Raw genomic sequence first — 10,957 nt, forward strand, 5'->3', positions numbered from 1 at the left:
TCAGCAACGAGGGGCGGATTCAACGGGTGGACTGAGCGGTCGAATTCAGAGTTCTTCGAATACCAACTCCGGAACGATGACTTCCCAAGCCTCTCGCCTGATCGTGTGATAAAACGCTTCGTCACTATCATCTTTACGCCAGCAAAGGATCGCTGCGATTTCTCCGCGCACAAACTTTGTATTGGCAGGTGGAGAGAAGCTCTTTGCCATGCGACCAAGGCTCCGGCCTTTGGCATCCGTCAATTGCCAACGGTCTCGATCGCGAATAAGTGTCAAAGCGTCGCCAATTCGAGCTTCTGAAGTCGCGACGAGTACTGGGTGGCTGTTACCTTGGCGCCCGGCGAAAGATAGGTCGACCATGCGCGCCTCCGCTGACTGAAAGTATCTTCTCGGCCTGGGGAAGGAAGCTAAATCGGGCTTAACAGTCCGACTTACAATCGCTTGAGACTGCGTCGGTAGATACTCGTGATTATCATTGCTCATCACGGTCAGGTTTCGTCGTGCACGTGTCATGGCCACATAGAACAGCCGACGAGGTGCGTCCTGATCTTCATTCCTGCTGGGACGCTCCCAGCCGCCGTCGAGTATCACCACATCGTCAAACTCAAGCCCCTTCGCACGGTGCGCTGTAAGAAGTTTCAGTCCGCGCTGTTCGCCCCATGTCTCGCCCGCCCATTCCGCGAGCCACTCGATGATGTCTTCCGAGGGAAGACTACGGCCATCAATTTCTCGCGCGAGAATCCCCAAGCCTTCACCTATTAGTTTCGTCCATCGGGAGCTTGGAATTGCGTTCAGCTTTTTGGTCAGGTCAGCCACTGAGAACAGTTGGCCGCGATCCTCGCGAAGTGTGCCGATGAACTCTTGCATCTCCCGCATTCGCCACAGGCCCGGGATCTGTTCATTAGCGATCTCGACGGGAACACCAAGGGCCTCGGCGTAATCCCGTAACGGAGCCAGTTTACGCCAGTCTCGCGAGATGATTGCTGCCTTTGACCAGGTCCAGTCAGGGATCAGGCGCGACAAACGAAGCAGCTCGTCCAGGGCTGCCATCGCTTGTGCGTCATTGCCGGGCGGACACTCAAGGATCTGCACTCGGCCCTGTACGACAGGGTCTAGTGCCGCCATTTCTCCGCCGGGTGGCTCTTTGCGACGAGCTTGGTCGACAGTGATGTCATGGCCAACCTTCATCCTGTCTGCGGCGTGCTCAATGACGGCGTTCGCAGCAAAGATGATGTTTTCGGCCGAACGGTAGTTGTCTGTGAGAAAAACTGGTTTCGCCGAGTAGTCCTGTTCAAATTGCCTGATGTGCCGGACTGAAGCGCCAGCAAATGAGTAGATATTCTGATCGTCGTCTCCGACCGCAAAAAGGCTTATGCGAAGGTCAGGATCATCCAGACTTCGACCAGCCACCGCAGAAATCAGAGCATACTCCTCAGGGCCCACGTCCTGGTACTCATCGACCAAAAGCCAGCGGTATCCCTGGACTAGAGTATCTCGCAACGCTTCTGCCGCCGCTTTGTCCAATGCGTTTCGCCGTTGATCTTCACAAAGACCTCATCAAGATGCCACTGCCAGTTTGAGAATGCACGCAGTCGGCTGACCCGATTTCTGCGGATCTCTGCTGCGAACATCGGTCCAAATCTATTCCACCAAAACCGAACCGTCTCGTGGCTGATATCGATGCCACGCTCGTGCAGCAAATCTTCAACATTCCGAAGCGAAAGTGGAAAACGGACATACATCATCACCGCCAGGCGGATGATTTCAGGGCTGGTCTTGAAATAACGAAAGGGGCTGCGTTTTGTCATCCGGCAAAGCTACGAAACCGCCCTGCCCGCCTCAAGGCCGTTTTGTCTGACAATGCCCTTGGGTCATCGCCAACGGTACCGGAAAGTTTGAGGGTATGACAGGGGAAGGCATCGCGACCACCGGCGTCGGGATTATGTTCAAGGCGATGCCTCTGAGACAAACTCACATTGTGGGAACCGTCGACATTCCAGTTGAATAAGTAAAGCCGGATTCAGTTTATACGTCCGCTTTGCCCCGCTCAGCGGACATCGGGCAGCCGATTTTGCTTCGAAAACTGATTGAAAGCGTCTGATGACCGCTTTGAGCCCTATGCGGACTCAGTTTTCTCTATCTTAAACCTAATGCAAGATTGTCGGAGCGGAACCGATACTAAATTTCGGTCAAGCGGGATTGCGTGCGGTTATCACCCATGATGAGGTGGGTGCCCAAATGCCATTTTCGTCCCGTTCTTGGTTCTCAAAGAAGCTACGCATCTCACTCTCGATCTCAGGGCGCTTGGCCTCGGCAAGCTTCTCTCCTGCCTCTCTGAAGACCTCTCCACCTGGGCCGATTGCCAACGCGAATTCGATGCATTCTTCTGGGGTTGTCCCAACCATGATCTTTTCGTCCACGCGAGTGAAAGTGACGTCCTCGTAACCTGCGCTCTTCATCATGAGGCCCACCATCTCCTGATTGCCCATCGAAAAGGGACCAGGTCCACAGGTATCAGCGTCTTCACCCGGAGCCGGAAGGTGTCGAAGGGTAATGTTCTTTGCTTCCTGCCATGCCGGATTGTCTTCACGCCGACGCCAGACAATATGTGTCATTTGCCCGCCCGGTTTGAGTGCCACACGCATACGTCGCAATGCAGCTACCGGATTTGTGAAGAACATCGTGCCAAAACGCGCAACCACATAGTCGAACTCATTCTCTGGTAGAGCGACCTCGGCATCGCCGCGGGAGAACTCGGCGTTCAATAGTCCTCCTGCTGCGGCGTCTTTCCTACCCTCGTCCAAGAACGCGTCGACGCAATCAATGCCGACAACTCGACCCTTTGGTCCAACAATCTCAGCCACTTGGAGCGACATGTCTCCCCATCCGCAGCCGACATCCAGCACTGACATTCCTTCTTTGATGGGCAAATTTGGGATCACTGCCGCGGAATGGCGTGACAACCCACCCTGTAAGATGTGCCGGTACTTTGTGAATTTGGGTTCCAGAACCGTGTTCCAGAATTTCACAAAATCTGTGTCGTCTTTATTGTCCAAAGCCATGCGGTACTCTCCTCTTTGTGTGAACAGTATCACAGACATGGTAGCTTCCCCAATCGCCATGAAATTTCTCTGCTTCGACAATTTGGAACGGCGCTTCACTGGAGAAAATCTCTCTTGCTCGGAGTTCGCTCTGTCCCGCACAAAAGTCATTCGACACCCGTGTAGCGAACCGCAGGTCGGGGTCGGTTAAAGCACTTGAAGTATTGAGGTAAACGCCTTTTTTCGTGACGCCATTGCCATTCTAGTGTTTGTTGGTGGCCTAAATTTGGGGGGTGTTGAAATGACGAGCGACGTTACAGTAGTGGGATTGGGGGCGATGGGAACTGCGCTGGCGCGCGCTCTTTTGGCAGCCGGGCGCGAAGTGACAGTCTGGAACCGCACGGCTGAAAAGATGCAGCCACTGGTGGACCGGGGAGCGCGGCCAGCATCCGACCTCAGCGAGGCGATTGCTGCCAGTCCGCGGTCGGTAATCTGTCTTATGAACTATTCAACCACAAACAGTCTGTTTGAATCATCGCAGGTTTCAAACGCAGTAGTCGGGCGCAACATTGTTCAACTCGGCACATCCACCCCTCAGGAATCTGAGGACAGCCAAACAAAGTTCAATGATTGGGGCGCAGGTTACATTGATGGAACCATTATGTGTTGGCCCGGAAACATCGGGACACCCACTGGCCGGATCGCGGTCGCCGGGTCAAAATCCGCCTTCGCGGATTGCGAAACCGATCTTGGGATTTTGGCGGGTGACTTGCGATACGTGGGTTCGAATGCCCGTGCGGCGGCAACATTGGAGCTTGCATTTCTGTCGCGCCTTCTTGGCATCATTTTCGGGTCAATTCACGGCGCGCTGGTTTGTGAAGCCGAAGGGGTGCCCGTATCGGAATTCACCTCTATCCTGCCGCCGGGTGACAGGGCGATTCCGCTAACCGAAACGATCCAAGCCGGCTCCTTCGACAGGATTTCCAAAGGCGGCGCGTCGGTTGATGTGGCTGGAGAGGCAGTCACTGGCCTGTATAATCACGCGGTTTCTGTTGGCATCAACAGCGAACTCCCGGCATTGATGCGCGAATGGGTCAAGAGAGCACAAGCCGCCGGATACGGAAAACAGGAAACTGCAGCGGTCATTAAAACGCTCCGGCAAAACAACTGATTGTTCATTGCCCGATTACAGCAAGCATAGGTGGTTGGAAATCGCCAGCAAAACGTCCTTGGTTTTGCAATGTTCCCGTTGGGCAACGAACGGAAACAAAGTCCCGCTCAACAGCCGTTGGATGATCATGCAAACAACGGCTGGTTTGAGCCCTTAGCTACCAAAATGGCCATGACGTGCATTAAAAAGATAGATGTATTTTGCTGGCTAAGATTCGGCCCATTGCTTCCATACTTCTCAATCCTGACCGTGATCCTTAAATACCCAAAGTTGTCAACGATGCACGATGTCAATACGGGCGAGTCGGAGGTATCTTGCCAAGTTCAAAGCGGCCGCTTTGTCCCGCTACCGCGGTCATTAGTGCAGAATGCAGCAAACTACCGCTTTGAGCCCAAACTGCCAATTTAGCATGCCTCAGCGAACGTCTGGTTTTCTGATCTCGCGAAACCCATCTGACGCCTAAGTTATGAGAGTTCGAATTCAAAAGTTGGTTTTGAGAGGAGTTAGTAGCTTGCCCGACAACGAGGCGCGGGATTCTTGTTAACTCCGGACTGGCCAGACATTGCTTGCTCAAGCCGATACTGTCTCCGCTTTGGATTTGAGCCAATCCAAGAATGTCCTGGTAGCCGGGCGTTCATATTCTTGTGGCGTTTGGATGTAGTAAACGCCGAATAGAGTCTCGGAAAATAACTCGACGACCTTTCCAGCTTCGAGATCGTCCTTGAAAAATGCACGCGCTGTGTAAGTGATACCGTCGCCGCGACGAACCGCAGACATGATGAGGTTCCCTGGCATGTGGTTTACGGTTAACGGCCGATCCGGGACCACACCGTGAAAGGTGAACCATTCCGCAGCTTCGTTTGTACCTAGCTCCTGGAGCCAGGGTAGGTCGGACAAAGAAGCCGGGTCGCTCAGGTCCCGATTACCGATGAGCGATGGTGCCCCAATCACAATCATGTCCGAGATCAGCACTGGCTCGATATCCGGACCAGGTCGACGTCTGTCGCGATATCGGATCGCGACATCAATTCCACCGGACTTCAACTCCACAACATCTGACGTCGGGTTGAGCATGAGCGTGATCTCTGGGTTTTCCCGTTGAAACTCCGCTATCCTTGGCATCAGCCATTCCACCGCAAACGCCGGAGACATTGTTACCTGTACGGGACGGTTTGCTGCGTCTTCAGATAGGCGCTCCACGCCTCGGCCAATAATTTCAAATCCAAGGTCCAGTTCCCGGGCAAGAAGAGCTCCCGGACCTGTCAGCTCGATACCTCGCCCTATTCGTGTAACCAAGGCGATACCAAGGCGTTTTTCAAGTATCTTCACTTGCTGGCTAACGGCGGCTTGCGTTACGTTGAGCCGATCCGCCGCAAAGGTGTAACTCCTTGTTTCAGCGACTGCTGAAAACGCACGAAGGCTGTTTAAAGGGGGAAGGTTCATCCAGTCCATACAATAGAATTTCTAATGTTTCGATACAATTATTGAGTCGCACGTAGACGTGAAAAAAGCAATACTGACATTGTGATGAATCTGAGGGCGAAGCCGATTTCCTCCCATATAGGCGGGAGATTTAATTGGCTATCGAGTAGAAAGAGGATGCGCGAAGCTATGCAAAAATTCGGAGGTGGATGTTATTGTGGCGCAGTCCGCTATCAAATTGTCGGCCCGCCTGCTTGGTCCGGTCATTGTCATTGTCGTTCGTGCCAATTGGCGCTCGGCAGTGCCTTTGTCACTTGGGCCAAGGTCGCAGCTGACGATTTCGTAGTAACTAAAGGCGAGATCAAGATTTTCCAGAAGACGCCGGGAATAAAACGGGGCTTTTGTGGGGATTGCGGGACAACGCTGACCTACGCTGCCGAAAACGAAGTCGAGGGCCAGGACTGGAGCGCTGACGCGTGGTTCTCAGCGGCCACTCTCGACGATCCCACCATTGCCAAGCCCAAGACCCATGTCTTTGTTTCCCACCAGCAACCCTGGATCAAATTTGCCGACGAACTTCCTACATTTCCCGAATTTTAGGCCATGCCGGATTCAAAGCTGAGAAGGAGATCAAGATGAGCACTGCATATTCATACGCCTGCAAGGATTGCGAAGGCATGGAAGACTGCCCGGGCAAGGTTGTTGCCGCGACAGAGGATGAAGTTTGGAAACTGATGGAGCTCCACGCTGTCGTTGCCCATGGCGAAGATCCCAGCTCTTGGGACGGCGAAACACGGGAATACCTAAAGACCTTAGTTACACCCGAATGACAGCCGGGTAGGAACTGCGAGATTAGAATTTGTTTGGCTACTGTGATATGCATGGCTCTCAGATCGGCCTTCGTTGTGCGCCGGGGTTGGAGGGAGAATGCGTGTTCTGGCAATCAGTGTTGGCAAGCCAAGAACGATCCGGTACATGGGCAAGGATGTTCCTACGGCCATCTACAAAAAGCCAATTGACGGGTTGTGCATGGTCCGTCGGACTAATCTCGACGGAGATGAACAGGCCAATCTGAAGGCACATGGCGGGCCGGATAAAGCGGTGCTCGCCTCGCCGGTCGAACATTACTCCTTTTTTAATGATCTCTATGGGCAAGAGCCGTTTGAATTCGGACACTTCGGTGAGAACCTAACCATAGAGGGGTTGGTCGAGAACGAGGTGCGAATTGGCGATCAACTCAGCATTGGTCAGGCTGTGTTCGAAGTTACGATGCCACGTATGCCCTGCTTTAAATTCGGAGTTAAATTGGGCTCATCCAAAGCACTCGAATCCTGTATAGCCACTGCGAAAACCGGATTTTATCTTCGTGTGCTTCAAGAGGGCTCGATTGAGGCTGGAAACACGATTGAGCGCGTGAAAACCGACGTAACAGCCCCCAGTGTTGAAGAAGTTCACCGGCTTCGTTTTTTTGACAAGCGAAATGTGGGTGAAATGCAGCGCGCCTTGCAGAATGCTGCCTTGTCAGGGGTCTTGAAAAACTTATTTGCAGAGCGAATTTCGGAATTAGAGGCCAATTAAGTGGCTTCGGCATAATGGCGTTCGATTGTCTGGATCGACGCCGTTCGGCTTCACGATATTGACATGTATCTAGGCAATGGCGACCAACTCGTCGCAAAGCTCGGAGCCGACAAATAGGACAGTCTCTCGAGGTCTGCTATGTCCGCAACGGGAAGTGAATGTCAATGAACTCGTTTTCAAAGTGTATGCTTTGATGAGATCTCATAGGAAAGTTATCAAGATGTCTTTCGATGCAGACGCCTACAAAAAGGCCGTAACTGAGGAATGGGGACGTGCGGCGAAGGGTTGGCACGCGTGGATTCCTGAAATCAACGAATGGCTGAAGAACGCAACTGAAAGAATGCTCGATGCTGCCCACGTTGAGCACCGACACAAAGTCATCGACATCGCTGCCGGTGACGGCGGCCAGTCGATTGCAGCCGCCGAACGCGTTGGCTTACATGGTGAGGTTCTGGCAACCGACATAGTGCCTGAGTTCGTAGAGATCGCTACATTTGTCACCACGAAAATGGGGCTGAAGCAACTAAAGGCCGCAGTCATGGACGCTGAAGAACTCAGCGTGCCCGACAAGCACTACGACGCGGCGATATCTCGATTAGGCTTAATGTATTTGCCGAACCTGCAACGAGCGCTCGCAGAAATCGGTCGTGTACTGAAACCTGGTGGACGGGTTTCTGCAGTTGTCTTCACAACTGCAGATAAAACTCCGTTCTTCTCAATACCAGTTCGTCTTATCCGCGAAAGGCGCGGTCTATCCGCCCCAATCGCCGGCCAGCCGGGACCATTCAGTCTAGGTATGCCCGGCATACTCGCGGACCAATTTGAACGAGCCGGCTTTAGCGAGATTGAAGAAGAAGTTTTCGACGCACCTCTACGATTCCGGTCCGCCGAAGAATGTGTCAGGTGGCGTCGCGAGGCATCAGGGACAATGCAACAAATGCTGAGTGGCATGGATGATACCGCCAAAGCCGCGATTTGGTCAGAGATCATTGAGGCACTAAAGCAGTTTGAAGATGAAAGCGGCTTCGAGTCGCCCTGCGAGTTGCTCCTCTGCTCGGCGACCAAGTGAATTGGCGCCTTTGATGAATCATTTTTTACGATAATTGGCAGTTGCCGACCAATGTCCGTTTTGTCCCGCATAGCAGTCATTTGAAGTAAGCGCAGCGAACTACCGCTTTGAGCCCGAAGCGGATGCAAATAATCGCTAGTAAAGAATCTCATTGCCCCCCCGAAGATCAAAGTTAGGCACCATTTAGGTGGAAACACGACCTATCGGCGTCCTATAATGAATGCGCGAATGTCTTTTGGAGGTCCAAATGCGAATTGCGACTGTAGCCACCGGCGGGATCGGAGGATTCTTGGCGGTTAAACTGGCCCAGAGCATGCGTAATTGGGCTACCTCTGTTCTGAGGTCGAGCTCCCGATAGGATCACAGGATTGCTGTGAACAAGGGAGATAGATGATGGAATATTTTGTTGGACTGGATGTATCGCTGCGGTCATGCGCTCTTTGCGTCGTCGATACGAGGGGCAAGGTTGTCCTTGAACGTGAGCTGGCCTGCGAGGTTGATGACATCGCAGAGTGTCTTTCTCATTTTCAATATCCGATAGAACGCGTTGGCTTTGAAGCCGGAACGATGAGCCAACATCTTTACTTTGGACTGAAGGCAGCAAACTTTGATGTCGTTTGTATGGAAGCCCGGCAGGTGAACGCTGCCCTGTCAGCGATGAGAAACAAAACCGACAAAAACGATGCACGGGGCATCGCTCAGGTTCTGCGTACCGGCTGGTTCAGTCCTGTTCATATGAAGAGCCGCGAAGCCCATGGCCTTCGTGCGTTGCTGAGTACGCGCAAGGCACTGCTCAAGAAGACGATGGATTTGGCCAATGAAGCTCGCGGATTGCTGAAGATATTTGGCATTCGTCTACCCAAAACCGTCAAGCATGGCAGCTTTGATGGTGTCGTCCGACCTATAATCGAGATGGATGATGTTCTCGCACATGCCCTGGTGCCCCTGCTCGACGCAAGGGTGGTGCTTTATCAGCATTTTTTGGAACTGGATCGACGAGTCAAACGTGCGGCAAGCCACGATGAGGTCTGCATGAGATTGATGACGGTTCCCGGGGTTGGCCCCATTGCGGCATTGACCTTTAAGGGCGCCATTGATGATCCCACACGGTTCAAACGGTCCCGCACTGTTGCAGCGCATTTTGGACTTACACCACGACGATACCAGTCAGGGGAGCACGATAATCCAGGTCGTATATCGAAAGCAGGTGACCGAGATGTCCGCGCGACGCTATATGCTGCTGCAAATGCATTGCTTATGCGAACAATGGCAGGATCGCGGATCAAGTCCTGGGGCATGCGGCTGATGCGCACCAAAGGTCGCCGCAGAGCTGTTGTCGCTGTTGCACGCAAGTTGGCTGTCTTACTGCATCGTATGTGGATCGACGGCACGGAATTCCGTCAGGAACAAGTGGGAGGCATGGCATGATCTAAAAGTCGACCACCCAACCTAACGGGGTCGTCCTCACCGGACGAGGTTCGTGGATGAAGCCGAAAATGTCTGCTGCGCAATTAGAAGCGCGTCTCAGAGCGGGGCTCTCAACTGCCAATCCGACATATGCGTGCAGCGGTGCAATCACAGCATCAACCAGACTGCGAAGAGAAGCGTGACCCGGATGAGCGACAAAAACCCAAAAGAAAGAAGGAAAACGAGCTTGACCCAAACACCCAATTAGAGAAGCGGGCATCAGGTTGCCACGATTGCCAGAGGGTCACATCTTGCATCGATAGCTGAGAATGGGCTGAAGCTTGAGAGCCCGTCAGGTGTTGAATGCGTTCACCCATGGATCGCGACAGATAACCCGTCTGAAGTCGGGGAGGTTGACGCAATTATCTTCGGTGTCAAAGGTGATGCGTTGGATACTGCTGCAAGGGCTTGCATGCCGATGCTTGGTGCCGACACTGTTGTTGTGCCATTTCTCAACGGCGTTGAGGCATCAGATAGGCTGGCCGAAATCTTACCTGAGCACAACGTTGCAAACGGGATGGCGCAGGTGTCGACAACAATTGCCTCACCGGGCGTTATCAAGCAAACGGGTGAGTTCAATGTGTTCACTTTTGCTGAACGCGATAGCAGACCTTCAGAGCGCATTGACTCCTTGAGAAATGCGATTAACGGGGCGGGATCATCAGCACCCCCGACGGGTGATATCGAACGCGATGTTTGGTCCAAATTCATTCTGTTTTCGGCCGTTTCAGGTGTCACCGCCGCCAGCCGGTGCACCATGAATGACATCAAAACTAATCCGCAACTCAGCGAATTGTTCCGGAGAGTTGTCTCGGAGACGGCGTCTATCGGCCGCGTCCTGGGAGTCTCATTGCCTGACAACATCGAGGATAAAATTTGGTCGGCTGCACTAGCACTGCCACCGAAAATGAGGGCTTCAACGGCGATCGATTTAGAGAATGGTCGCCCTCTTGAAATCGAATGGATATCCGGAGCGGCGGCGAGGCTTTCAAAAAAAGCTCGCATCGAGGCACCTATCAACTCGGCTCTATATGCTCTTCTTCTGCCTCACAAGAATGGCAGATGAATGGCACCTTTGTCCCTGTGGTTTCAACTGATCGCCGCAACACATGCTTCAAATTTCTCTGCTGGCGTTTGGTATTGCAAGGTCTTTCGAGGTCGCTCGTTGAGTTGACGAGCGACGGCGCTGAGTTTGGCTTGACTAAAGCC

General features: G+C 53.0%; 9 protein-coding genes and 2 pseudogenes. 7 read left to right on the forward strand and 4 right to left on the reverse strand.

Going from position 1 to position 10,957, the window contains the following annotated elements; translation table 11 throughout:
* Positions 1-45: 45 nt before the first annotated feature.
* The 3 genes and pseudogenes from J4E70_RS16410 to J4E70_RS16420 form a co-directional block, all read right to left on the reverse strand.
* Entirely contained in the window at positions 46-1,524 is a 1,479-nt protein-coding gene (locus J4E70_RS16410; protein WP_213890728.1) for a 3'-5' exonuclease, read from the reverse strand.
* A pseudogene (locus J4E70_RS16415) lies at positions 1,512-1,808 on the reverse strand (IS6 family transposase); the annotation flags it as partial. The pseudogene J4E70_RS16415 and the gene J4E70_RS16410, both read right to left, overlap by 13 nt.
* A gap of 381 nt (positions 1,809-2,189) precedes the next feature.
* Entirely contained in the window at positions 2,190-3,062 is an 873-nt protein-coding gene (locus J4E70_RS16420; RefSeq protein ID WP_213890729.1) for a class I SAM-dependent methyltransferase, read from the reverse strand.
* Positions 3,063-3,342: 280 nt separating this feature from the next.
* Here J4E70_RS16420 and J4E70_RS16425 point away from each other — a divergent pair, with 280 nt between their 5' ends.
* Complete coding sequence (locus tag J4E70_RS16425) at positions 3,343-4,212, forward strand: NAD(P)-dependent oxidoreductase (RefSeq protein ID WP_213890730.1); 870 nt, start codon at positions 3,343-3,345, stop codon at positions 4,210-4,212.
* 570 nt (positions 4,213-4,782) lie between these two features.
* Here J4E70_RS16425 and J4E70_RS16430 read toward each other — a convergent pair.
* Positions 4,783-5,655: a LysR family transcriptional regulator gene (locus J4E70_RS16430; protein ID WP_213890731.1), complete on the reverse strand. Its 873-nt coding sequence runs from the start codon at positions 5,653-5,655 to the stop codon at positions 4,783-4,785.
* Positions 5,656-5,823: 168 nt separating this feature from the next.
* Between J4E70_RS16430 and J4E70_RS16435 the strand changes: the two genes are divergently transcribed.
* The 6 genes and pseudogenes from J4E70_RS16435 to J4E70_RS16460 all read left to right on the forward strand — a co-directional run.
* Positions 5,824-6,234: a GFA family protein gene (locus tag J4E70_RS16435; RefSeq protein WP_213890732.1), complete on the forward strand. Its 411-nt coding sequence runs from the start codon at positions 5,824-5,826 to the stop codon at positions 6,232-6,234.
* 35 nt (positions 6,235-6,269) lie between these two features.
* Positions 6,270-6,464, forward strand: a complete 195-nt coding sequence (locus J4E70_RS16440) for a DUF1059 domain-containing protein (RefSeq protein ID WP_213890733.1) — start codon at positions 6,270-6,272, stop codon at positions 6,462-6,464.
* 97 nt (positions 6,465-6,561) lie between these two features.
* Positions 6,562-7,212 (forward strand): MOSC domain-containing protein, encoded by a 651-nt coding sequence (locus J4E70_RS16445; protein WP_213890734.1) that lies wholly within the window; start codon positions 6,562-6,564, stop codon positions 7,210-7,212.
* 220 nt (positions 7,213-7,432) lie between these two features.
* Positions 7,433-8,281 carry a class I SAM-dependent methyltransferase gene (locus tag J4E70_RS16450; RefSeq protein WP_213890735.1) on the forward strand — a complete coding sequence of 283 codons (849 nt, stop codon included), beginning with the start codon at positions 7,433-7,435 and terminating at the stop codon, positions 8,279-8,281.
* Positions 8,282-8,674: 393 nt separating this feature from the next.
* Positions 8,675-9,709: an IS110 family RNA-guided transposase gene (locus tag J4E70_RS16455; RefSeq protein WP_213890748.1), complete on the forward strand. Its 1,035-nt coding sequence runs from the start codon at positions 8,675-8,677 to the stop codon at positions 9,707-9,709.
* 262 nt (positions 9,710-9,971) lie between these two features.
* Positions 9,972-10,814: pseudogene (locus J4E70_RS16460) on the forward strand (ketopantoate reductase family protein); the annotation flags it as partial.
* Positions 10,815-10,957: the final 143 nt, after the last annotated feature.

This window comes from Pseudohalocynthiibacter aestuariivivens (assembly GCF_018457175.1).
In the GTDB taxonomy this organism is placed as follows: Bacteria; Pseudomonadota; Alphaproteobacteria; order Rhodobacterales; family Rhodobacteraceae; genus Pseudohalocynthiibacter; species Pseudohalocynthiibacter aestuariivivens.